This window comes from Pseudomonas sp. RW407, from assembly GCF_003176655.1.
In the GTDB taxonomy this organism is placed as follows: Bacteria; Pseudomonadota; Gammaproteobacteria; order Pseudomonadales; family Pseudomonadaceae; genus Pseudomonas; species Pseudomonas delhiensis.
In genome coordinates this window covers 895,517-918,252 of the sequence record NZ_QGSL01000091.1, presented here as the reverse complement: position 1 = coordinate 918,252, position 22,736 = coordinate 895,517, and the positions used below count along the sequence as shown (strand labels likewise).

Sequence of the window (22,736 nt, the reverse complement as noted above, 5' to 3'; positions counted from 1 at the left end):
CCCTCTCCCCAGCCCTCTCCCTGAAGGGAGAGGGGGCTTGTCCGTGCCGAGAGGAGGCTTGGTTTCAGCCGGTAGTCTCTGTGCTAGCCGGCTGACGCTGGAACATCCAAATACACCGAACGATCCCCCCTCCCTTATTGAGCGGGGCGTGACTTTTTGTAGGAGCGAGCTTGCTCGCGAACGGCGTTCTGCCGGGTAGGTTCGGTGTGTATCCTCAAGAGCGCCCTCTCCCCAGCCCTCTCCCTGAAGGGAGAGGGGGCTTGTCCGTGCCGAGAGGAGGCTTGGTTTCAGCCGGTAGTCTCTGTGCTAGCCGGCTGACGCCGAAATACCCGAGCATGCCCAACGGTCCCCTCTCCCTTCAGGGAGAGGGTTAGGGAGAGGGAGCGGAGCCAGGCCAAGGCAGCGGAATCGCCGGGAAGCTCCGTTCGCGAGCAAGCCCGCCCCTACAGATACCACCCCCAAGGCTGGTCGGACACATACTCCGTCACCTGCTTCACCTCCAGATAGTTCTCCAGCCCCCACACCCCAAGCTCCCGGCCGATACCGCTCTGCTTCATGCCGCCCCAGGGCGCCTGGGTGAAGGTCGGTTGCGAGCAGTTGACCCAGACGATCCCCGCGCGCAACCCGTCGGCCACCCTCGCGGCACGCTGCGGGTCGCCGGACATCACCGCGCCGGCCAGGCCGAAGCGGCTGTCGTTGGCCAGGCGCAGGGCCTCGGCCTCGGTCCTGAAGCGCTTCACGCAGAGCACCGGGCCGAAGATTTCCTCGCGCCAGATGATGGCGTTCTCCGCCGGCTCGTCGAAGATGGCCGGCTCGACGAACCAGCCCTCGGGCAACCCCGCCGGGCGCCGGCCGCCGGTGAGCAGGCGGGCGCCGCAGGCCTTGCCCTGGTCGATGAAGCCCAGCACCTTGTCGTACTGCCCCTGGCTCACCAGCGGGCCGAGCAGCACGCCCGGCTGCAGGCCGTTGCCGATGGTGATGGTGCGGGTGGCTTCCACCAGGCGTTCCAGCAGCCGCGGGGCGATGCCTTCCTGCACCAGCAGGCGCGAGGTGGCGCTGCACACCTGGCCCTGGTTCCAGAAGATGCCGAAGAGGATCCACTCCACCGCCGCTTCCACGTCGCTGTCGTCGAAGACGATGAAGGCCGACTTGCCGCCCAGCTCCAGGCTGATGTTCTTGATGTCCCGGGCCGCCGCCGACATGATCTTCGCCCCGGTCGGCACGCTGCCGGTGAAGGCCAGCTTGTCCACCCCCGGGTGCTGGGCGAGCGGGCCGCCGGCCTCGCCGCCCAGGCCCGGCAGCACGTTCAGCACGCCGGCCGGCAGGCCGATGGCGTCGGCCGCGGCGGCCAGTTCCAGGGCGCTCAGCGGCGTCAGCTCGGAGGGCTTGAGCACGCAGGTGGCGCCGGCCGCCAGGGCCGGGGCGACCTTCCAGGCGGCCATCAGCAGCGGGTAGTTCCAGGGAATGATCTGCCCGGCCACGCCCACCGGCTCGTGGCGGATGCGGCAGCGGAAGCGCTCGTCGGGCAGGGCCAGCGCCTGGTCCTGGCGGCCGTCCAGCTCGCGTGCCAGCTCCGCGTAGTAGCGGAAGCAGCCGATGGCGTCGGCCACGTCCCACTGCGCCTCGGGCAGCGGCTTGCCGTTGTCGCGCACCTCCAGTTCGGCCAGCCCGGCCTGGTTGCGTTCCAGCTCGTCGGCCAGCGCCTCCAGCCACTCGGCGCGCTCGCCGCCGCGGCTCTGTCCCCAGCCACGGTTGAAGGCCTGGCGCGCCGCGCGCACGGCGTGGTCGACGTCTTCCTCGGTGGCCGCCGGCACCTCGCGCAGCGGCCGCCCGGTCGCCGGGTCGAAGCTGGTGAAGGTCCCGCCCAGGTCCGGGCTGACCCATTGCCCATTGATGTACAGCTGGTCACGCATCGCACGTCTCCTTGTCTGCGGCCATCAGGCGGCCTGAACGCCGGCGCGGCGGTTCTGCAGGTAGCGGGAAGTGAACAGCAGCGCCAGCGAGGCGCAGATGATCACGGTGGATATGGCGTTGATCTCCGGGGTGATGCCGCGGCGGATCGAGGAGAAGATGTAGATCGGCAGCGTGGTCTCGGAGCCGGCGACGAAGAAGGCGATGATGAAGTCGTCGAAGCTGAAGGTGAACGCCAGCAGGAAGCCGGCGAGGATGGCCGGGGCGATCTGCGGCAGGGTCACCCGGCGGAAGGTCTCCAGCGGCGGCGCGTAGAGGTCGGCGGAGGCCTCCAGCAGCGCCTTGTCCATGGCCTCGACGCGGGTGCGGACGATCACCATCACCAGCGCCATGGTGAACAGCGAGTGCGCCGCCACCACCGTGGGGAAGCCCATGCGCAGCTTCGGCAGGCCCATGTCCAGCGCCAGCAGCAGCGGGTTGAGCAGATCGAACAGGGTGATGAAGGCGATCAGCGTGGCGATGCCGATGACGATCCCCGGCACGATGATCGCGCAGTAGGTCAGCGCATCGAACAGCAGGCGCACGCGCCTGCCCACCCGCTGCAGGCCGAACACCGCCTGGGTGCCGAAGAAGGTGGCGATCAGCGCCGAGCACAGGGCGATCAGCGCGCTGTTGCCCAGGGCCTCCATGATGAAGGGGTTGCCGAAGGCGCGGCCGAACCACTGCACCGAGCAGCACTGGAAGCTCAGCCCGCTGCGCCCGGCGTTGAAGGCGAAGAGCATGATCAGCGCGATGGGCGCGTAGAGGAACAGGTACAGCGAGGTCGAATAGCTGCGCAGCCACATCTCAGAGCACCCCGTCGTTGCGCGGCCCGCCGTAGCGCGCCGCGAGTTTCAGGTACAGGCCGATGATCGCCAGCATCATCGCCACCAGGGTCATGGCCACCGCGCTGCCGAACGGCCAGTTGCGCGATTGCAGGAACAGGTCGACCAGGGCGTTGCCGACGAAGAACACCTTGCCGCCGCCGAGGATCGCCGGGATCAGGAACTCGCCCATGAGCAGGATGAACACCAGCATCACCCCGGTGATGACGCCCGGCGCCGACAGCGGCAGGGTCACCCGGCGGAAGGTCTCGAAGGCACTGGCGCCGAGGTCGCCGGAGGCTTCCAGCAGGCGCTTGTCGAGCTTCTCCAGGGTCACGTAGATGGGGAACACCATCAGCGGCAGGTAGCCGTAGACGATGCCGATCAGCACCGCCCAGGGCGTGTTGATCAGGCGCACGTCGGCGATCCCCAGGCTCTCCAGCAGCGCCGGGATGCCCTTGCCGCTGAGGATGAAGATCCAGGCGTAGGTGCGGATCAGGAAGCTGGTCCAGAACGGCACTATCACCAGGGTCAGCAGCAGCGACTTGTTGCGCCGCACCTTCACCGCCAGGAAGTAGGCCAGCGGGTAGGCCGCCAGCAGGCAGGCCAGGGTGCCCAGCGGCGCCAGGGTCAGGGTGTTCCAGAAGGCCTGGGCGCGCGAGCCGAGGTTGAGGTAGTTCTCCAGCGTCAGCCCGCCGCCGTAGCCGCCCACGGCGCTGCGCTCGCCGAAGCTGAAGACCAGGATGATCACCAGCGGCATCAGCAGCAACAGCAGGAACCACAGGGTGGAAGGCAGCAGCAGGAGCAGCGTGACGCGGCGGCCGAGGCTTCTCGCCGGTGCGGCCGCGGGCGTCGCAGCGGCCTGCAGGGGGGCGCTGACAGCGATGTTCATGTTCGATTCCCTACGCATGGAATTGCACGGAGCCCCCGTAGGAGCGAGCTTGCTCGCGAACCGCTTCGGCACGGCTCTGTTCGCGAGCGGGCTCGCGCCTACGAAGGGCCGTCCTCAGGCGGCCTTGAAGCGCGCCATCAGCTCGGCCCGCGCCGGGCTGGTGAGGGTCGCCGCGGCGCCGAACTCCAGGGGCGACAGGCGCTCGGCCGCCGGGTACATGATCGGGTCGTCGAGCATCTCCTTGGGCAGCAGCGCGTCCACCCGCTTGTCGCCGCTGGGGTAGCCGTGGGCCAGGACCTCCAGCTTGTTGTGCTGCGGGTCGAGCAGGTAGTTGATGAAGGCGTAGGCGGCGTCGCGGTGCTCGGCGCCCTTGGGGATGGCGAAGAAGTCGCTCCAGATCTCGCCGCCCTCCTTGCCCAGCACGAAGGTCATGTCCGGGTTGTCGCGGTGCAGCTGCGAGGCGTCGCCGGTCCAGGCCATGGCCATCCAGGCGTCGCCGTTGCGCAGCGAGGGCTGGATGTCGGAGTTGATGGCGAACAGGTGCGGCTTGGCCTTGATCAGCAGTTTCTCGGCGTCGGCCAGTTCCTTCTCGTCCACCGAGTTGAAGCTGTAGCCGTAGTACTTCAGGGCGTTGCCGATGGCGGTGAGCTGGTAGTCGTGGACGATGGTGCGGCCCGAGGCGCTGGTCAGGGTCAGGTCCCAGAACTGTTTCCAGGAGTCCGGGCTGCCCTTGACCCGGCTGGCGTCGTAGACGATGCCGGTGGTGCCCCAGTTCTTCGGCACTGCGTAGACCTTGCCGTCCACCGTGCCCTGGGCCATGAAGCGTTCCTCGAAGGCCGCGGGCTCGAAGTTGGGGATGCGCGAGAGGTCCAGCGGCTCGATCAGCCCCAGCTTCACGTAGGTGCTGATGGTGTAGTTGGTCGGCACGAAGACGTCCCAGCCGCTGCCGCCGGCCTGCAGCTTGGCGAGCATCTCCTCGTTGGAGCCGAACACGTTCATCTGCACCCGCGCGCCGGTGGCCTTGGCGAAGGCCTCGAAGTTCTCCGGGCTGTGGTAGTTCGGCCAGGTGGCCAGGGTCACGCGGTCGCCGAGGTTGCCGCTCTGCCCGGCATAGGCCTTGCCCAGCAGCAGGCCCGGGGTGTTCGCCGCCACCACCGCCGCCGCCAGGCCCAGGCCGGTGCGGCCGAGGAACTCGCGGCGGGTGATCGAACCCTTCTCCCAACTGCGCATCGTCTTGATGAAACTCTTCTTGTCCATCGTCACTCCCCGCCTGTCTGCTGTGGTTATGGTTGGATCGTCCAGGGCCGCGCCGGGCGCAGCCGCATTGCTCAGAGGCCCATGGCCAGGCCGCTGGCCTGGTTCCAGCCGACCTGCACCCGCGCACCGTGCTCGAAGGCCGCGCCGGCCTCGGCGCCCTGCCGCGGCACGCGCACGCAGACGATGCCGAAGGCTTCGGTGCGCACCCGGTATTCGGTGAGGTTGCCCAGGTAGATGCGGTCTTCCACGCTGCCGCCCAGGCGCACCTCGCGGGCCAGCTCGGCGCCGGCGGCGGCGATGCCGACCAGCTCCGGGCGCACGGCGATGCAACCCTCGCTCTGTGGCACCAGGGCCGGGCCGGTGGGCGTCTGCGGGCTGCTCAGCTCCAGGCCGGCGGCGGTGGCGAGCACCACGCGGCCGCCGTCGACGCGGCGCACGGTGCCGCCGAACAGGTTGGATTCGCCGATGAAGTCGGCCACGTAGCGGCTCGCCGGCGTTTCGTAGAGGGCCTCGGGACTGGCGGTCTGGATGATCAGGCCGTCCTTCATGATGCTGATGCTGTCGCTCATCGACAGCGCCTCTTCCTGGTCGTGGGTGACCAGCACGAAGGTGATGCCGACCTCGCGCTGCAGGCGCAGCAGCTCCGACTGCATCTCCTTGCGCAGCTTGCGGTCCAGCGCCGCCAGGGGTTCGTCGAGCAGCAGCACGGTGGGCTTGTTGACCAGCGCACGGGCCAGGGCCACGCGCTGCTGCTGGCCACCGGAGAGCTCGTGGGGCTTGCGCGCGCCGAAGCCGGACAGGCGCACCATCTCCAGCGCCTCGTCGGCCATCCGGCACTGCGCGGCGCGGTCCGGGCGCGGCGTGCGGTAGCGCAGGCCATAGGCGATGTTCTCGGCCACGCTCAGGTGCGGGAACAGCGCGTAGTGCTGGAACACCATGTTCACCGGGCGCCGGTGCGCGGGCACCCCGGCCACCGCCTGGCCGGCCAGCAGCACCTCGCCTTCGCTGGGCTGTTCGAAGCCGGCGATCATCCGCAGGGTGGTGGTCTTGCCGCAGCCGGAGCTGCCGAGGAAGGAATGGAAGGCCCCGCGGCGCACCCTGAAGTTCAGGCCGTTGACCGCCTGCACGCTGCCGTAGCGCTTGACCACGTTGCGGAACTCGATGTCGAAAGCCTGGCTGGAGTCCATCGCCGCACGCCCCTTCAGTGGCTGTTCTTGTTGCCGGTCACGCTAGCAATGGGGCTTTCGGGGTGTATATATCCCTCGGGGGATAGGCCGGCCGCGAATCGCGCCGGAACGCCTGGCCATCGCGGACAAGGTCCGCTCCTACGACTGTGCTTCCCTGGAACCGTAGGAGCGGATCTCATCCGCGATCCGGCCGGCAGGCCGGCACCTCTCCTGTGCTACCGGCGATCAGCCCGTGGCGCGCATCTCGCCGGCATCGTCCTGGCCGGCCAGCTCGCGGATGAACAGGCCCAGCAGCTCCGACTGGCTGCCGATGCCGAGCTTGGCGTAGATGTTCTTGCGGTGGATCTTCACCGTGCCGGGGCTGATGTCCAGCTGCTCGGCCACCGAGGCGCTGGAGTGGCCGCGCAGCAGCAGCTGGACGATCTCCTGCTCGCGCGCGGTGAGCAGCTGCGCGCCGAACTGGTCGAAGGCCTCGCGGATCTTGTAGTCCAGGTCCTGCGCCGGGCGCGGCTGGGCGCGGCGCAGTTCCCAGGCCTCGCGCACCACCTGCTCCACCGCCGGGCGGGCGCAGTCCAGCAGTTGCATCTCGTCGCGGCTGTAGGCCGGGCTCGAAGCCTTGCGCATCAGCGACAGCACCGCCTTGGCGCCGCCGGCCAGGTCGACGAAGAAGGCGATCTCCTCGGTCAGGCCGGTCTGCTGGTAGTAGGTCTGGTAGTACTCGCCCAGGTAGAAGTGGTCCGGGGCGAACTGGCGCAGGCGCCACAGGCCCGGCGCCTGGTTGCGGGTGCAGGCGAGGTAGAAGGGGTCGAGCAGGTAGGGGCCGACCTGGTAGTCCTGCACGTAGACGTGGCGCACGTCCGCCGGGAAGGTGTCGAACAAATCCAGCGGGCGGTGGTTGCCCTCGTAGACGAAGAGCACGAAGTGGTCCACCGGGCAGGCCTGCTGCAGCCACTGGCTGAGGCCGAGCAGGCGCGGGCGTCCGGGGGCGAGCGGGAGCAGTTGGGCGAGCCCGCCGGTCCAGGCTTTGAGTTCCTTGTGGCGCATAGGCTGTCGTTCTTGTTGTGTGCGCGGTGCACACACTATAGGCGTTCAGAATTGCGCACGGAAATGCAGGTTTTGCGCCAGTATCCTGAAAGCCCGCCAGCCGCGGCCCGCAGCGCGAAGGCCAGCGGGCCGGCGCACCAGCACGAGGCGCCCCGCCCCTCAGCGGCCCTTCGGCTTGCCCTTGCCCGCCGGCGCCCTGGCGAAGCCCGGCGCCTTGCGCACCGCCTTCACCTGCGGCTTGTCGGCCAGCAGGTCGCCCAGGTGGATCTTGCCCGGCCTGGCCTCGGGCACCTTGGGCTGCTTGGGTTTCTTCGGCTTCTTCAGCACCTGGCCGCCGGGCGCGGTCTGCGGCACCCGGTGGTCCGGCTCGAATCCCTCCTCCTCGCGGCGCGGCAGGGTCTGGCCGATCAGCGTCTCGATCGCCGCCAGCTGCTGCACCTCGTCGGCGCACACCAGCGACAGGGCCTGGCCGCTGGCGCCGGCGCGGCCGGTGCGGCCGATGCGGTGCACGTAGTCCTCGGCGACGATCGGCAGGTCGAAGTTGACCACCAGCGGCATCTGGTCGATGTCCAGGCCGCGCGCGGCGACGTCGGTGGCCACCAGGAAGTCCACCTCGCCGTCCTTGAACCGCTGCAGCGCGCGCAGGCGCGCCGGCTGCGGCTTGTCGCCGTGGATGGAGTCGGCGGCGATGCCTTCGGCCTGGAGCACGCCGACCAGTTCGTCGACGCCCTTGCGCGTCTTGGCGAACACCAGGGCCTGGCGCCAGCCCCGGCTGTGCAGCAGGTGCAGGAACAGCTCGGCCTTGCGCTTCTTGTCCACCGGCACCAGGTGCTGCTTCACCGTCTTCGCCGCGGTGTTGCGCGGCGCCACCTCGATGGTCAGCGGGTCGCGCAGCAGCCCCTTGGCCATCTGCCGGATGACCTCGGAGAAGGTGGCGGAGAACAGCAGGGTCTGGCGCCGCGCCGGCAGCGCGGCGAAGACCTCTTCCAGCTCGCGGGCGAAGCCCAGGTCGAGCATGCGGTCGGCCTCGTCCAGCACCAGCGCCTGCAGCTGGCCGAACTTCAATGCGTTCTGCCGGTACAGGTCGAGCAGCCGGCCGGGGGTGGCCACCAGCAGGTCGACGCCCTTGCGCAGCTTCATCATCTGCGGGTTGATGCTCACCCCGCCGTAGGCCACCGCCGTGCGCAGCGGCACGTGCTGGCCGTAGGCGCGGAAGCTGTCGTGCACCTGCTCGGCCAGTTCGCGGGTGGGCACCAGCACCAGGGCGCGCACCGAGTTGGCGGCCACCTGCGGGCCTTCCTGCAGCAGCTTCTGCAGCAGCGGCAGGGCGAAGCCGGCGGTCTTGCCGGTGCCGGTCTGCGCCGCGGCCAGCAGGTCGCGGCCCTTGAGCACCGCCGGGATGGCCTGGGCCTGCACCGGCGTCGGGGTCTGGTAGCCGAGGCCGTCGAGGGCGCGCAGCAGGGGTTCGATCAGGCCGAGGGCGGCGAAGGTCATGGAGCACTCACGCAACGGAAGGTGGAATGGCCGGCATTGTAGCCGCTAGTGGCGCAGCAGCAGTTCGCCTTCGATGGGCACGTAGCGCGTCGCCGCGCGGATCAGCGCCTGGGCGGTCAGGCCGGGCACGCCATAGGCGGTGGCCGCCTTGCCCTGGGCGCGGACGCGTTGCAGCAGCAGGTCGAAGTCGCCGTCGCCGGAGCACAGGACGATCTCGTCCACCCGCGCCACGGCGTCGAGCACGTCGATGGTGATGCCCACGTCCCAGTCGCCCTTGGCCGAGCCGTCGCTGCGCTGGATGTAGGGCTTGAGCTTCACCTCGAAGCCGAGGTTGCGGAGGATCTGCTGGAACTGCTGCTGGCGGGGGTCGCCACGGTCGATGGCATAGGCGTAGGCCTCGACGATGCGGCCTTCTCGGCTCAACTCGGCCCACAGGGCGGCGTAGTTGAAATGGCAGCCGTAGGCCTGGCGAACCGTGTAGTAGAGGTTCTGCACATCGGCGAACAGGGCGAGGGTTTTCAACGGCGGCTCCGGATCAGGCGGTGGGCGCGCATTATCGCAGCCCACCGCCGCGCCGCCAGCCCCGCGTCGTCGGCGCGGGGCATCCGCTCAGCTGAACATGTCGCCGTCGTCATCGAAGAAGCTGGAGTCGTCGGCGAAGCCGCCATCGTCGTAGTTGGTGTCGGTGAAGCCGTTGTCGGCGTAGCGGTCACCGTCGAGGAAGGACTGGCCGGAGTCGTCCAGCCCGGCGGGCTGCTCGGCCGGCACTTGTTCCTGGATCACCTCGACGATTTCCTGCGGCTGCGAGTGGTGGAACATGTTGGTCAGCAGGTCCGCCACCACCATGCCGCCAGCCACGCCCGCGGCGGTCTGCAGGGCGCCACGCAGGAAGCCGCCGCCCTGGGCGGGCGCAGCCTGCGCCGTGGCGGGGCGGAAGTCGTTGGGGTTGCTGGCGTAGCCGGCATTGCCGCCGGGCTGGGAGAAGCGCGTCTGGCCCCAGCCGTCCGGGCGCTGCTGCGCCTGCTGCGGCTGCGGCGCCGCCTCGCGCTGGCCGCCGCCGAACAGGCCGGCGAGGAAGCCGCCGCTGCTGGGGCGGTTCTGCTGCAGGCTGGCGACCTGGGCCTCCAGCTCCCTCACGCGCTGGTCCAGGCGCTTGATCGCCGCTTCCTGGATCAGCATCGCCTGCGCCATGTAGTAGGGCGCGGCCGGCTGGCGCACGAGGTGCTGGTTGATCTGCGCCTCGGCCTGGGCGTCGCGCGGCGCGGATTGCCGCTCGGCTTCCTGCAGGCGGGTGAACAGGCCATCGATCAGGGTTTGCTCTTCGGAATTCATCTGGGGCCTCGAGTGAGCACCGGGGGTGGGAACGATCACAAGATTGGATCGGCCGGCGAAAAAACAAGTTCCGGCCGATGAAATCTTCTTCATCCGCGCTATCGGGGGCTCTGGCCTGGGCCGCCGGGCTTGGGTTAGAGTCGATTGCCACCTGGCCTTCTAGACGAGCCGATGAATCCCATCTCCATCCTGCGCGACACCTGGTACTTCTTCAGCCGCCACATCGGCACGCTGCTGCCGCTCTGCCTGCCCTGGATCGTCCTGGAGACGCTCACCCAGCAGCAGCTGAGCATGGCCGCCAATTCCCAGCAGTTCGCGCCCTGGGGCATGGCCGCCGGGTTGATCTTCTACCCCATCTACACCGCCAGCCTGCTGCTCTACCTGGTGGACTTCGGCGAGGGCCGCCAGCGCGGCGTCGGCGAGCTGTGGCGCGCGGCGCTGCGCCTGTGGCCGGCCTTCGCCCTGCTCTCTGCGCTGAGTTCGCTGCTGATCGTCATCGGCCTGTCGCTGATGGTGCTGCCGGGCATCTACGTGATGATCAAGCTAGCCTTCGCCGAGGTGCTGCTGGTCAAGCGCGGCCTGCGCCCTATCGACGCCATGCGCGAGAGCTTCCGCCTCACCGGCGGGCATTTCTTCCTGCTGCTCACCACCGTGCTGGTGATCCTCGCCCCCACCTGGGCCCTGCAGGGCTGGATCGAGCAGTTGAGCGAGAACGCCCTCGGCTACAGCCTGGCGCTCAGCGCCCTCAGCGGCTTCTTCCAGCTGCTGCTGACCGTCGCCGCCTACCGCATCTACATCCTCGGCCCCGAGCGCGAGGAAGCCTGAGGCAGACTCCGGCGCGGGCGGCTAACCTTGTCCCTCCCGACCGCGCCAGGAAGCTGCCATGAGCGACGACCTCATCCCGCCGAGCTGCATTTCCCACGTTTCCATCGGCACCAATGACTACGACCGTGCCCGCGCCTTCTATGACGCGGTGCTGGCCACGCTCGGCTGCCGCCGGGTGATGGAGCACCCCGGCGCCGTGGCCTATGGCCGCGAGTTCCCGGAGTTCTGGGTGCAGACGCCGCTGGACGGCGCGCCGGCCGGTGTCGGCAACGGTACCCACATAGGCTTCATCGCCGGCAGCCGCGAAGCGGTGGATGCCTTCCACGCAGCAGCCCTGGCCCAGGGCGGCCACGACGACGGCGCGCCGGGCCCGCGCCCGCACTATGGCGAGCCCTACTACGGCTGCTTCGTCCGCGATCCGGACGGGCACAAGATCGAGGCCACCTTCTGGGACCTGGGCAAGGCCATACCGCACACCCACTGAGGGGCGCGGCTCAGCGCTGGCCCGGTTTCAGCCCGGACAGGCGCGGCACCAGCAGGCGTTCGAACAGCCAGGGGCAGTAGCGGGCCAGGAGGCGCGCGCGCCAGTTGACGTTGGACAGCACCAGCAAGCGCTTGCGCTGCAGGGCGCCCTGGTAGATCGCCTCGGCCACGTCGCGCGGGGAGGCCACTTCGCTGCCCAGGACCGCGGCCGGCTGGCGGATCACCGAGCCGTCGCCGACCAGGGCGTTCTTGCGCAGGTCGGTGGCGGTAAAGCCGGGGCAGGCGAGGGTCACCGAGACGCCGGTGCCCTCCAGCTCCATGCGCAGGGTGTCGAACAGGCCGTGCAGGGCGTGCTTGCTGGCGTTGTAGGCGCTGCGATAGAGCAAGGGGGCGAAGCCGGTGAGCGAGCTGAGCACGACGATCTGCCCCCGGCGGGCGATCAGGCTGGGCAACGCCGCCCGGGTGCAATGCAGGGCGCCGTAGAAGTTCACCGCCATCACCCGCTGGAACACCTTCAGGTCGGTCTCGGCGAACAGGCTGCGGTGGGTGATGCCGGCATTGTTGACCAGCACGTCGATGCCGCCGAAGCGCTCGATGGCCCCGGCCACGGCCTGCTCCACCGCTGCGGGGTCGGTGATGTCGCAACGCAGCCCCAGCGCCTCGACGTTGAGGTGTTGCTGCAGGTGCTGCACCAGGCTGTCGATCGCGGCCTGGTCCAGGTCGAGGATCACCGGCCGGGCGCCCGCCTGGGCGAAACGCAAGACCAGCGCACGGCCGATGCCCGAGCAGCCACCGGTCACCAGGACCGTCTTGTGCAGGTAGACCTTGCTGGAGAAGACCTTGCGTGGCATGTGCGGAGCCCTCGGCCAGGCGCCGCGGCGGTGCCGGGCGCCCCTCAAGCATAGCCCCCCGGGGAGCGCGGCGAAGGCTCGGCCGGCCGCCACCTGTGCCGCTGGTCGCAGCCCGGGAATGTCACCGCCGCTTTGCCGGCCACGGACTGGACAAGCCCCGGTTGGCGACTCATGCTCAATACAGACACCAACACAAGAACGATAAAGGTGCGGCGCAGCAATGCTCAAGAAACTCCTGCTCCCGTTGGCCTCGTCGCTGCTTCCGGCGTCGCTGGCCCATGCCCTGCCAGGCCCTGCCGGTGGCCCCCAGTCGCTGGCGGTCGGCTATTACGAGTTCCCGCCGTACATCTATACCGACGATGACGGCAGCACCCAGGGCGAAGGTGCCGAGTTGATCCGCAAGCTGCTGCGCCAGGCCGGCTACCGCGCCGAACTCCGGGCCCTGCCCAGTGCCCGCCTCTACCAGGGCCTGCGCGACGGCAGCGTCCAGCTGTGGGCCGGGGCGCCCGGCAAGCCCGAGCTGGCCGAAAGCACCCTGGAGTGCGAGCACGTGCTCGGCCAGGTCACCCTCAACCTCTATCGCCTGGCCTCCCAACCCGCCCCTCACCTGCCCCAGGGGCTGGCCGGCAGCCGGGTGATCCTGATCAGCGGCTACAGCTACTGGCGGCCCGCCACCCAGTTGCTGGACGACCCCGGCCTGAACCTGGAGGTGCACCGCACCACCACCCACAACGCAGCGCTGCAGATGCTGCTGCGCGACCGCGGCGACTACCTGCTGGACTACCAGGCCCCGGTCGAAGAAGCCCGCAACGCCGCCGGCCTGCCACCGCTGGCCTACGACACCCTCTACCGCCTGCCGCTCAAGCTCATCGTCTCCCGCCGTACGCCCGACGCCGAACAACTCCGCCAGCGCCTGGACCAGGCGTTCGAGCAGTTGAGTGCGAAGGGGGAGAAGGTCGAGTTGAACTGAGGGGCAAGCAGGGTCGCGCCGGTGGGTCTGGTGTGGGGGCCGACGGCGGATAACGCTTGGGGCGTTATGCGCCCTACGATTGCGTATTCGAACCAATGTTCCAGGCTGACACCGAACGCCCCGGCCACGCCGAACGGCCCCCTCTCCCGCCTGCGGGAGAGGGCTGGGGAGAGGGAACGGCGTCAACCCGAAACACGACTGTCGCCGGCAAGCACCGTTCGCGAGCAAGCTCGCTCCTACGAGAAGCCATGCTCGCCTGCAACGTAGGAGCGGGCCCTGCCCGCGATTCGCGCGCAGGGCCCGCTCCTACAGGGGAAGGCTTTCCCCGCGCCAAAGCAAAACCCCCGACCAGCCAGGCTGATCAGGGGTTTTGGGATAGGTGCTTGACGATGACCTACTCTCACATGGGGAAACCCCACACTACCATCGGCGATGCGTCGTTTCACTACTGAGTTCGGGATGGGATCAGGTGGTTCCAACGCTCTATGGTCGTCAAGCAATTCTTTCGGATGCCCGTGGCTTGCGCACACGCTCATCCCGATTCGGGTATGTGACAGGTATTTGCGGTTCTCACGAACTTTCGGTTCGTCGACTTCACCGTCCAACACACAAATTGTTTGGGTGTTATATGGTCAAGCCTCACGGGCAATTAGTATCGGTTAGCTCAACGCCTCACAGCGCTTACACACCCGACCTATCAACGTCGTAGTCTTCGACGGCCCTTCAGGGGAATCAAGTTCCCAGTGAGATCTCATCTTGAGGCTAGTTTCCCGCTTAGATGCTTTCAGCGGTTATCTATTCCGAACATAGCTACCCGGCAGTGCCACTGGCGTGACAACCGGAACACCAGAGGTTCGTCCACTCCGGTCCTCTCGTACTAGGAGCAGCCCCTCTCAAATCTCAAACGTCCACGGCAGATAGGGACCGAACTGTCTCACGACGTTCTAAACCCAGCTCGCGTACCACTTTAAATGGCGAACAGCCATACCCTTGGGACCGGCTTCAGCCCCAGGATGTGATGAGCCGACATCGAGGTGCCAAACACCGCCGTCGATATGAACTCTTGGGCGGTATCAGCCTGTTATCCCCGGAGTACCTTTTATCCGTTGAGCGATGGCCCTTCCATACAGAACCACCGGATCACTAAGACCTACTTTCGTACCTGCTCGACGTGTCTGTCTCGCAGTCAAGCGCGCTTTTGCCTTTATACTCTACGACCGATTTCCGACCGGTCTGAGCGCACCTTCGTACTCCTCCGTTACTCTTTAGGAGGAGACCGCCCCAGTCAAACTGCCCACCATACACTGTCCTCGATCCGGATAACGGATCAGAGTTAGAACCTCAAGCATGCCAGGGTGGTATTTCAAGGTTGGCTCCACGCGAACTGGCGTCCACGCTTCAAAGCCTCCCACCTATCCTACACAAGCAGGCTCAAAGTCCAGTGCAAAGCTACAGTAAAGGTTCACGGGGTCTTTCCGTCTAGCCGCGGATACACTGCATCTTCACAGCGATTTCAATTTCACTGAGTCTCGGGTGGAGACAGCGCCGCCATCGTTACGCCATTCGTGCAGGTCGGAACTTACCCGACAAGGAATTTCGCTACCTTAGGACCGTTATAGTTACGGCCGCCGTTTACCGGGGCTTCGATCAAGAGCTTCGCTTTCGCTAACCCCATCAATTAACCTTCCGGCACCGGGCAGGCGTCACACCCTATACGTCCACTTTCGTGTTTGCAGAGTGCTGTGTTTTTAATAAACAGTCGCAGCGGCCTGGTATCTTCGACCGGCGTGGGCTTACGCAGTAAATACTTCACCCTCACCGGCGCACCTTCTCCCGAAGTTACGGTGCCATTTTGCCTAGTTCCTTCACCCGAGTTCTCTCAAGCGCCTTGGTATTCTCTACCCGACCACCTGTGTCGGTTTGGGGTACGGTTCCTAGTTACCTGAAGCTTAGAAGCTTTTCCTGGAAGCATGGCATCAACCACTTCGCTCTCTAAAAGAAAGCTCGTCATCAGCTCTCGGCCTTGAACACCCGGATTTGCCTAAGTGTTCGGCCTACCACCTTAAACTTGGACAACCAACGCCAAGCTGGCCTAGCCTTCTCCGTCCCTCCATCGCAGTAACTAGAAGTACAGGAATATTAACCTGTTTCCCATCGACTACGCTCTTCAGCCTCGCCTTAGGGACCGACTAACCCTGCGTCGATTAACGTTGCGCAGGAACCCTTGGTCTTTCGGCGTGGGAGTTTTTCACTCCCATTGTCGTTACTCATGTCAGCATTCGCACTTCTGATACCTCCAGCAAGCTTCTCAACTCACCTTCACAGGCTTACAGAACGCTCCTCTACCGCGCATCTTGCGATGCACCCGTAGCTTCGGTGTATGGTTTGAGCCCCGTTACATCTTCCGCGCAGGCCGACTCGACTAGTGAGCTATTACGCTTTCTTTAAAGGGTGGCTGCTTCTAAGCCAACCTCCTAGCTGTCTAAGCCTTCCCACATCGTTTACCACTTAACCATAACTTTGGGACCTTAGCTGACGGTCTGGGTTGTTTCCCTTTTCACGACGGACGTTAGCACCCGCCGTGTGTCTCCCACGCTGACACTTCCAGGTATTCGGAGTTTGCATCGGTTTGGTAAGTCGGGATGACCCCCTAGCCGAAACAGTGCTCTACCCCCTGGAGTGATACGTGAGGCGCTACCTAAATAGCTTTCGAGGAGAACCAGCTATCTCCGAGCTTGATTAGCCTTTCACTCCGATCCACAAGTCATCCCCTGCCTTTTCAACGGAAGTGGGTTCGGTCCTCCAGTCAGTGTTACCTAACCTTCAACCTGCTCATGGATAGATCGCCCGGTTTCGGGTCTATACCCAGCGACTAAACGCCCTATTAAGACTCGCTTTCGCTACGCCTCCCCTATTCGGTTAAGCTCGCCACTGAATATAAGTCGCTGACCCATTATACAAAAGGTACGCAGTCACCCAACAACGTGGGCTCCCACTGCTTGTACGCATACGGTTTCAGGTTCTATTTCACTCCCCTCTCCGGGGTTCTTTTCGCCTTTCCCTCACGGTACTGGTTCACTATCGGTCAGTCAGTAGTATTTAGCCTTGGAGGATGGTCCCCCCATGTTCAGACAACGTTTCACGTGCGCCGTCCTACTCGATTTCACTTCCTGGAACCTTTCACATACGGGGCTATCACCCACTATGGCCGCACTTTCCAGAGCGTTCTGTTAGATTCCAAGAAGCTTAAGGGCTAGTCCCCGTTCGCTCGCCACTACTAAGGGAATCTCGGTTGATTTCTGTTCCTCAGGGTACTTAGATGTTTCAGTTCCCCTGGTTCGCCTCACACACCTATGGATTCAGTGTGTGATAACCAGCTTGTGCTGGCTGGGTTCCCCCATTCAGAGATCTCCGGATCAAAGTCTGTTTGCCGACTCCCCGAAGCTTATCGCAGGCTACCACGTCTTTCATCGCCTCTGACTGCCAAGGCATCCACCGTATGCGCTTCTTCACTTGACCATATAACCCCAAGCAATCTGGTCATACGTCTCGAACGTGAAGACGACATTCGCCGAAAATTCGCGCTTGAACTCGCAAATTTTACCTTGACTTGAACAATCCCCAGTGAAAGAGATCATTCAGTCTACTTCTATCACATACCCAAATTTTTAAAGAACGGTTCTGGTACAAAGACCAGACATCAATGTTCGTTCAACACCTTGAACATTCATGTCTGAGCTTTCGACGATTTCGGAGATGGTGGAGCCAAGGAGGATCGAACTCCTGACCTCCTGCGTGCAAAGCAGGCGCTCTCCCAGCTGAGCTATGGCCCCCTCTTTTCCAACGATTGGTGGGTCTGGGCAGATTCGAACTGCCGACCTCACCCTTATCAGGGGTGCGCTCTAACCGACTGAGCTACAGACCCATATAGGGTTGCCTAACCGTCGCTTACCAGTGAATCAAGCAATTCGTGTGGGAGCTTATGAGAAAGCCGGGATCTTCGATTAAGGAGGTGATCCAGCCGCAGGTTCCCCTACGGCTACCTTGTTACGACTTCACCCCAGTCATGAATCACTCCGTGGTAACCGTCCCCCCGAAGGTTAGACTAGCTACTTCTGGAGCAACCCACTCCCATGGTGTGACGGGCGGTGTGTACAAGGCCCGGGAACGTATTCACCGTGACATTCTGATTCACGATTACTAGCGATTCCGACTTCACGCAGTCGAGTTGCAGACTGCGATCCGGACTACGATCGGTTTTCTGGGATTAGCTCCGCCTCGCGGCTTGGCAACCCTCTGTACCGACCATTGTAGCACGTGTGTAGCCCTGGCCGTAAGGGCCATGATGACTTGACGTCATCCCCACCTTCCTCCGGTTTGTCACCGGCAGTCTCCTTAGAGTGCCCGGCATAACCCGCTGGTAACTAAGGACAAGGGTTGCGCTCGTTACGGGACTTAACCCAACATCTCACGACACGAGCTGACGACAGCCATGCAGCACCTGTGTTCCGATTCCCGAAGGCACTCCCGCATCTCTGCAGGATTCCGGACATGTCAAGGCCAGGTAAGGTTCTTCGCGTTGCTTCGAATTAAACCACATGCTCCACCGCTTGTGCGGGCCCCCGTCAATTCATTTGAGTTTTAACCTTGCGGCCGTACTCCCCAGGCGGTCGACTTATCGCGTTAGCTGCGCCACTAAGATCTCAAGGATCCCAACGGCTAGTCGACATCGTTTACGGCGTGGACTACCAGGGTATCTAATCCTGTTTGCTCCCCACGCTTTCGCACCTCAGTGTCAGTATCAGTCCAGGTGGTCGCCTTCGCCACTGGTGTTCCTTCCTATATCTACGCATTTCACCGCTACACAGGAAATTCCACCACCCTCTACCGTACTCTAGTCAGGCAGTTATGGATGCAGTTCCCAGGTTGAGCCCGGGGATTTCACATCCATCTTACCAAACCACCTACGCGCGCTTTACGCCCAGTAATTCCGATTAACGCTTGCACCCTTCGTATTACCGCGGCTGCTGGCACGAAGTTAGCCGGTGCTTATTCTGTTGGTAACGTCAAAACTACAAGGTATTAACTTGCAGCCCTTCCTCCCAACTTAAAGTGCTTTACAATCCGAAGACCTTCTTCACACACGCGGCATGGCTGGATCAGGCTTTCGCCCATTGTCCAATATTCCCCACTGCTGCCTCCCGTAGGAGTCTGGACCGTGTCTCAGTTCCAGTGTGACTGATCATCCTCTCAGACCAGTTACGGATCGTCGCCTAGGTGAGCCATTACCCCACCTACTAGCTAATCCGACCTAGGCTCATCTGATAGCGTGAGGTCCGAAGATCCCCCACTTTCTCCCGTAGGACGTATGCGGTATTAGCGTCCCTTTCGGAACGTTGTCCCCCACTACCAGGCAGATTCCTAGGCATTACTCACCCGTCCGCCGCTGAATCAGAGAGCAAGCTCCCTTCATCCGCTCGACTTGCATGTGTTAGGCCTGCCGCCAGCGTTCAATCTGAGCCATGATCAAACTCTTCAGTTCAATACTGATCGGGTTTTGAGAAAACCCTAAACTTGGCTCAGCAATCGCAAAAACTCTCGAATTCACGAGTGTTACTTGTGATGCTGATAATCTTGCGATCACCAGTCTTAGCTCACAAGCACCCACACGAATTGCTTGATTCAACTTGTTAAAGAGCAGTGGCTGATTCTTTCGTCTCAACCGAGGCCGCGCATTCTACAGCAACCTCTCTTTCCGTCAACACCTAATTTAAAAAATATTTTCTTTAAATTCAGCGTCTTATGTAAAACCCAACGGGCTTTACCAGTTGACGGGCGGCGAATTATATAGACATCCGAACAGCTGTCAACACCCTCTTTCAAAACGATGTTTCTCGACAGAGGCCAAGCCGGTTCAGACGCCCACCCTATATAGAGCACTGGCATTGCAGCACAGCTGGTCGCCTGCCCCTTGCCTGATCGCCGGCATCACGGCAGCATGCCCGGCGGCACCGCCAAGAGGGATTCCGGGCGGCCGCCACATCTCTATCGGCTTTCCCAAGGAACCTTGGATATGGATATCAAGATCATCGCATTCATCTGCCTGGCAGCCCTGGCACTGGAACTGCTGCGCGTCTACCGCAGCTCCACCGACAGGCGCCGGGGCCAGCGGGAAACAGGGCCGCAGGGCTGATTCCCCCACCCCACCGCTGAAGCATCGCCCGATGCCGGCGAGGCGGGGGAATCGCTTCTGTAGACAGCGCTACGGCAACAAGTTCCCCTTCCTCATATCTACATATCCGTGCAAAGGCGCATTGGCTCCGGCTCGCTTCGGGACATACGGGTGTCACCGACCCAGTGAACGGCGGCCGACCGCTGACCTCAGCCCAGCGGCCGCTCCACACCACGCAGGTGGGCCAGCACCTGGTCCGCCGCGCGGTCCAGGCAGCCCTTGAAGAAGTGGTTGGCGCCGGCGAACAGGCTCACCGCGCGCTGTTCCGGGCGCGCCCAGTCCAGCAGGTTGGCCAGCGGCGCCATCTCGTCGGCCTCGCCGTGCAGCAGCAGGCAGTCCGCCGGCAGCGCCATGGGCTCGTAGTGGCGGCCGCCGGGCACCGTACCCACCGGCAACCCCATCAGTACCGTGGCCGCGGGTGGCTGCGCCAGGTCGCGGACGGCGCGGGCGAACACGTAGGCGCCGAAGGAAAAGCCCACCAGCGCCAGCGGCAGGTCCGAGTAGCGTTCGCGCAGGTAAGCGGCCACCGCCTGGCTGTCCTGCGCCTCGCCGATGCCCTCGGCGTATTCGCCCTCGGTGCCGTCCACCCCGCGGAAGCTCGGCCGCACCGCCAGCCAGCCGGCCTTGCTCAGGCGCCGCGCCAGGGTCAGCGGCACCAGGTGCCGCGGGCTGCCGCCGAGCAGTGGTTGCGGATGGCTGATCATCGCCACGCCACGGGCCGGGCCGACGGGGGCGTCGATCAGCAGCTGGATCTTTCCGGCCAGGCCATCGATCAGCAACGGGTTGCGGTCGTCTTCGGGCATCGCGGTGTTCTCGTTCACAAAGCGGGCGGCCAGGGTACTGCAGGTGGACGCGGGAACACGAGCGGATGGCCACCGCCGGCCCCAGCCGCCTCCCGGGCGAACTGATACACTGCTCAACTGCCCCCGGCCCGGTGCCCGGCGGCCCGCCCCGGACGCCGGGGCAGCGAACAAGAAGTGAACGAGGACAGTATGAAAGCCGATTTCGCGACCACCCACCTGCAAGCGGCGGTGACAGCATGATCGAGGTAACCGAGGTTTCCATTGCCGAGCTGCGCGACGCGCTCGAATCCGGCCGCACCACCGCGGTCGAGCTGGTCAAGGCCTATCTCGCGCGGATCGACGCCTACGATGGCGCCGACACCCCCACCGCCCTGAACGCGGTCGTGGTACGCAACCCCGATGCGCTGGCGGAGGCCGAAGCATCCGACGCCCGCCGCGCCCGTGGCGAGACACTGGGCCCGCTGGACGGCATCCCCTACACCGCCAAGGACAGCTACCTGGTGAAAGGCCTGACCGCGGCCTCCGGCAGCCCCGCCTTCAAGGACCTGGTAGCCTACCGCGACGCCTTCACCATCGAGCGCCTGCGCGCCGCCGGCGCCATCTGCCTGGGCAAGACCAACATGCCGCCCATGGCCAACGGTGGCATGCAGCGCGGCGTCTACGGCCGCGCCGAAAGCCCCTACAACGCCGCCTACCTCACTGCGCCCTTCGCCTCCGGCTCGTCCAACGGCGCGGGCACGGCCACCGCGGCCAGCTTCTCCGCCTTCGGCCTGGCCGAGGAGACCTGGTCCAGCGGCCGCGGCCCGGCCTCGAACAACGGCCTGTGCGCCTATACCCCCTCGCGCGGGGTGATCTCGGTGCGTGGCAACTGGCCGCTGACGCCGACCATGGACGTGGTGGTGCCCTACGCCCGGACCATGGCCGACCTGCTGGAAGTGCTGGACGTGGTGGTGGCCGAGGATGCCGACAAGCGCGGCGACCTGTGGCGCCTGCAGCCCTGGGTGCCGATCCCCGGCGTCGCCTCGGTACGTCCGGCCTCCTACCTGGAACTGGCCGCCAAGGCCGATGCCCTGGCCGGCAAGCGCCTCGGCGTGCCACGCATGTTCATCAACAAGGATGACGCGGCCGGCACCAGCGAGCACCCCGGCATCGGCGGCCCCACCGGGCAACGCATCGATACCCGGCCCTCGGTGATCGCCCTCTGGGAGCAAGCCCGCAAGGCCCTGGAGGCGGCCGGCGCCGAAGTGGTCGAGGTGGACTTCCCGCTGGTCTCCAACTGTGAGGGCGACCGCCCCGGCGCGCCTACCGTGTTCAACCGCGGCCTGGTGTCCGAGCAGTTCCTCCACGACGAACTCTGGGAACTCAGCGGCTGGGCCTTCGACGATTTCCTGCGGGCCAACGGCGATCCCAGGCTGAACCGCCTGGCCGACGTGCAGGGCGAGCTGATCTTCCCCCACGACCCCGGCACCCTGCCCAACCGCGAGGGCGACCTCGCCGCCGGCATGGACGAATACGTGCGCATGGCCCAGCGCGGCATCAGGCCCTGGGACCAGATCGCCAGCCTGCCCGACGGCCTGCGCGGCCTGGAGAAGACGCGCAAGCTCGACCTGGAAGACTGGATGGACCAGCTCGGCCTCGACGCCGTGCTCTTCCCCACCGTGGCCGACGTGGGCCCGGCGGACGCCGACGTCAACCCGGCATCCGCCGACATCGCCTGGAGCAACGGCGTGTGGGTGGCCAACGGCAACCTCGCCATCCGCCACCTGGGCGTGCCCACGGTGACGGTGCCCATGGGCGTGATGGCGGACATCGGCATGCCGGTGGGCCTGACCTTCGCCGGCCGCGCCTATGACGACTCGGCCCTGCTGCGCTACGCCGCGGCCTTCGAGTCGACCGGCAAGCGCCGCATGATCCCGCCGCGCACCCCGCCGCTGGCGCAAGGCTGACGGGGCACGGGCAGGGCCGGCGCGCAGACGTCGGCTCTGCCTGATACGGGACGGCATCGAAACAAGGATGACGAACGGACGATGAACGGCAAAATGACGCTCGCCCTGACCACGCTTTGCGCACTTCTCGCCGCTGGCTGCTCGAACGCCCCGGCGGTCCATCACGACGATACCCCCTACCGCATCACCCGCTACATGCTGCCCGACGGCCAGGCGCTGGATCTCTATCTCGAATACCCCATCTACCCCAGGGCAGCACTGGCGCAGCGCGTCGAAGGCGTCGTGGTCTTCGACATCGCTTTCTCCGGCGCTACCGGGGGCCCCACCGCCGTCGAGATCGTGCAGAGCCCCGACGATCAACTCGCCGAGGCAGTCAGGCGCGCCGCGCTGAGAGCTCATGTGTCCGGCGTATCGGCCCCGCTGAAAGACACGCCCGTCAAGTTCCGCACCGAGTATCGCTTCGAGCTCGCCAGGCCACGCGCGACCTTGCTCTGAGCAGCCGCCCTGCCCCACGCCAAGCGCCTACGACGTTCCCCTTCAGCCAGAAATGAAAGCCCGGTCGCAGGGAACATCACGCCTCTGACACGCCTACCAGGCTCGCGCGTAGGGCGAATAACCGTTCGCGGTTATCCGCCGCCATCCGGAA

16 protein-coding genes, 2 tRNA genes and 3 rRNA genes are annotated in these 22,736 nt (G+C 65.2%); 5 read left to right on the top strand and 16 right to left on the bottom strand.

Annotation, left to right across the window (positions count from 1 at the left end; translation table 11 throughout):
• Positions 1-443 precede the first annotated feature (443 nt).
• From DK254_RS16600 to DK254_RS16560, 9 genes are all read right to left on the bottom strand, one after another.
• The gene (locus tag DK254_RS16600; RefSeq protein WP_109934626.1) at positions 444-1,913 is read right to left on the bottom strand and encodes an aldehyde dehydrogenase family protein; all 1,470 of its coding nucleotides are present in this window, start codon (positions 1,911-1,913) and stop codon (positions 444-446) included.
• 24 nt (positions 1,914-1,937) lie between these two features.
• Positions 1,938-2,756 (bottom strand): ABC transporter permease, encoded by an 819-nt coding sequence (locus DK254_RS16595; protein WP_109934625.1) that lies wholly within the window; start codon positions 2,754-2,756, stop codon positions 1,938-1,940.
• A 1-nt stretch (position 2,757) separates the two neighbouring features.
• Complete coding sequence (locus DK254_RS16590) at positions 2,758-3,666, bottom strand: ABC transporter permease (protein WP_109934624.1); 909 nt, start codon at positions 3,664-3,666, stop codon at positions 2,758-2,760.
• Positions 3,667-3,780: 114 nt separating this feature from the next.
• Positions 3,781-4,923 (bottom strand): PotD/PotF family extracellular solute-binding protein, encoded by a 1,143-nt coding sequence (locus DK254_RS16585; protein ID WP_109934623.1) that lies wholly within the window; start codon positions 4,921-4,923, stop codon positions 3,781-3,783.
• Positions 4,924-4,994: 71 nt separating this feature from the next.
• The gene (locus DK254_RS16580) at positions 4,995-6,110 is read right to left on the bottom strand and encodes an ABC transporter ATP-binding protein (protein WP_109934622.1); all 1,116 of its coding nucleotides are present in this window, start codon (positions 6,108-6,110) and stop codon (positions 4,995-4,997) included.
• Positions 6,111-6,335: 225 nt separating this feature from the next.
• The gene (locus DK254_RS16575) at positions 6,336-7,154 is read right to left on the bottom strand and encodes a LuxR C-terminal-related transcriptional regulator (protein WP_089389824.1); all 819 of its coding nucleotides are present in this window, start codon (positions 7,152-7,154) and stop codon (positions 6,336-6,338) included.
• A 159-nt stretch (positions 7,155-7,313) separates the two neighbouring features.
• The gene (locus tag DK254_RS16570) at positions 7,314-8,648 is read right to left on the bottom strand and encodes a DEAD/DEAH box helicase (RefSeq protein ID WP_109934621.1); all 1,335 of its coding nucleotides are present in this window, start codon (positions 8,646-8,648) and stop codon (positions 7,314-7,316) included.
• Between the two features lie 45 nt (positions 8,649-8,693).
• Positions 8,694-9,170: an NYN domain-containing protein gene (locus DK254_RS16565; protein ID WP_109934620.1), complete on the bottom strand. Its 477-nt coding sequence runs from the start codon at positions 9,168-9,170 to the stop codon at positions 8,694-8,696.
• Between the two features lie 87 nt (positions 9,171-9,257).
• Positions 9,258-9,980: a DUF2076 domain-containing protein gene (locus tag DK254_RS16560; RefSeq protein WP_109934619.1), complete on the bottom strand. Its 723-nt coding sequence runs from the start codon at positions 9,978-9,980 to the stop codon at positions 9,258-9,260.
• A 171-nt stretch (positions 9,981-10,151) separates the two neighbouring features.
• Between DK254_RS16560 and DK254_RS16555 the strand changes: the two genes are divergently transcribed.
• Together DK254_RS16555 and DK254_RS16550 are read left to right on the top strand one after the other, a co-directional pair.
• Complete coding sequence (locus tag DK254_RS16555) at positions 10,152-10,805, top strand: YciC family protein (RefSeq protein ID WP_009615681.1); 654 nt, start codon at positions 10,152-10,154, stop codon at positions 10,803-10,805.
• Between the two features lie 58 nt (positions 10,806-10,863).
• The gene (locus DK254_RS16550) at positions 10,864-11,289 is read left to right on the top strand and encodes a VOC family protein (protein ID WP_109934618.1); all 426 of its coding nucleotides are present in this window, start codon (positions 10,864-10,866) and stop codon (positions 11,287-11,289) included.
• 10 nt (positions 11,290-11,299) lie between these two features.
• On the opposite strand, the gene DK254_RS16545 is transcribed toward DK254_RS16550, so the two are convergent.
• Positions 11,300-12,139, bottom strand: coding sequence for an SDR family oxidoreductase (locus DK254_RS16545; protein WP_109934617.1), 840 nt, complete (start codon positions 12,137-12,139; stop codon positions 11,300-11,302).
• A gap of 220 nt (positions 12,140-12,359) precedes the next feature.
• Between DK254_RS16545 and DK254_RS16540 the strand changes: the two genes are divergently transcribed.
• Positions 12,360-13,109, top strand: a complete 750-nt coding sequence (locus DK254_RS16540) for an ABC transporter substrate-binding protein (RefSeq protein WP_109934616.1) — start codon at positions 12,360-12,362, stop codon at positions 13,107-13,109.
• Positions 13,110-13,490: 381 nt separating this feature from the next.
• Here the strand turns inward: DK254_RS16540 and rrf are convergent.
• From rrf to DK254_RS16510, 6 genes are all read right to left on the bottom strand, one after another.
• Positions 13,491-13,606, bottom strand: a 5S ribosomal RNA gene (gene rrf / locus DK254_RS16535).
• A gap of 131 nt (positions 13,607-13,737) precedes the next feature.
• Positions 13,738-16,628 (bottom strand): 23S ribosomal RNA (locus DK254_RS16530).
• Positions 16,629-16,866: 238 nt separating this feature from the next.
• Positions 16,867-16,942 (bottom strand) — tRNA-Ala (locus DK254_RS16525).
• Positions 16,943-16,957: 15 nt separating this feature from the next.
• Positions 16,958-17,034: transfer RNA gene (locus DK254_RS16520), tRNA-Ile, on the bottom strand.
• 80 nt (positions 17,035-17,114) lie between these two features.
• Positions 17,115-18,651: ribosomal RNA gene (locus DK254_RS16515) — 16S ribosomal RNA — on the bottom strand.
• Together the 16S, 23S and 5S rRNA genes with 2 tRNA genes alongside form the textbook arrangement of a ribosomal RNA operon.
• 839 nt (positions 18,652-19,490) lie before the next feature.
• Positions 19,491-20,144 (bottom strand): alpha/beta hydrolase, encoded by a 654-nt coding sequence (locus tag DK254_RS16510; RefSeq protein WP_109934615.1) that lies wholly within the window; start codon positions 20,142-20,144, stop codon positions 19,491-19,493.
• 236 nt (positions 20,145-20,380) lie between these two features.
• Between DK254_RS16510 and DK254_RS16505 the strand changes: the two genes are divergently transcribed.
• Positions 20,381-22,090, top strand: coding sequence for an amidase (locus tag DK254_RS16505; RefSeq protein WP_109934614.1), 1,710 nt, complete (start codon positions 20,381-20,383; stop codon positions 22,088-22,090).
• Between the two features lie 81 nt (positions 22,091-22,171).
• Entirely contained in the window at positions 22,172-22,585 is a 414-nt protein-coding gene (locus DK254_RS16500) for an energy transducer TonB (RefSeq protein WP_109934613.1), read from the top strand.
• Positions 22,586-22,736: the final 151 nt, after the last annotated feature.

Excerpts from the sequence above, each read along its gene's own strand:
- DK254_RS16600 (WP_109934626.1), bottom strand. The coding sequence starts at position 1,913 with ATGCGTGACCAGCTGTACATCAATGGGCAATGGGTCAGCCCGGACCTG.
- DK254_RS16595 (WP_109934625.1), bottom strand. The coding sequence starts at position 2,756 with ATGTGGCTGCGCAGCTATTCGACCTCGCTGTACCTGTTCCTCTACGCG.
- DK254_RS16590 (WP_109934624.1), bottom strand. The coding sequence starts at position 3,666 with ATGAACATCGCTGTCAGCGCCCCCCTGCAGGCCGCTGCGACGCCCGCG.
- DK254_RS16585 (WP_109934623.1), bottom strand. The coding sequence starts at position 4,923 with ATGGACAAGAAGAGTTTCATCAAGACGATGCGCAGTTGGGAGAAGGGT.
- DK254_RS16580 (WP_109934622.1), bottom strand. The coding sequence starts at position 6,110 with ATGGACTCCAGCCAGGCTTTCGACATCGAGTTCCGCAACGTGGTCAAG.
- DK254_RS16575 (WP_089389824.1), bottom strand. The coding sequence starts at position 7,154 with ATGCGCCACAAGGAACTCAAAGCCTGGACCGGCGGGCTCGCCCAACTG.
- DK254_RS16570 (WP_109934621.1), bottom strand. The coding sequence starts at position 8,648 with ATGACCTTCGCCGCCCTCGGCCTGATCGAACCCCTGCTGCGCGCCCTC.
- DK254_RS16560 (WP_109934619.1), bottom strand. The coding sequence starts at position 9,980 with ATGAATTCCGAAGAGCAAACCCTGATCGATGGCCTGTTCACCCGCCTG.
- DK254_RS16555 (WP_009615681.1), top strand. The coding sequence starts at position 10,152 with ATGAATCCCATCTCCATCCTGCGCGACACCTGGTACTTCTTCAGCCGC.
- DK254_RS16550 (WP_109934618.1), top strand. The coding sequence starts at position 10,864 with ATGAGCGACGACCTCATCCCGCCGAGCTGCATTTCCCACGTTTCCATC.
- DK254_RS16545 (WP_109934617.1), bottom strand. The coding sequence starts at position 12,139 with ATGCCACGCAAGGTCTTCTCCAGCAAGGTCTACCTGCACAAGACGGTC.
- DK254_RS16540 (WP_109934616.1), top strand. The coding sequence starts at position 12,360 with ATGCTCAAGAAACTCCTGCTCCCGTTGGCCTCGTCGCTGCTTCCGGCG.
- DK254_RS16510 (WP_109934615.1), bottom strand. The coding sequence starts at position 20,144 with ATGCCCGAAGACGACCGCAACCCGTTGCTGATCGATGGCCTGGCCGGA.
- DK254_RS16505 (WP_109934614.1), top strand. The coding sequence starts at position 20,381 with ATGATCGAGGTAACCGAGGTTTCCATTGCCGAGCTGCGCGACGCGCTC.
- DK254_RS16500 (WP_109934613.1), top strand. The coding sequence starts at position 22,172 with ATGAACGGCAAAATGACGCTCGCCCTGACCACGCTTTGCGCACTTCTC.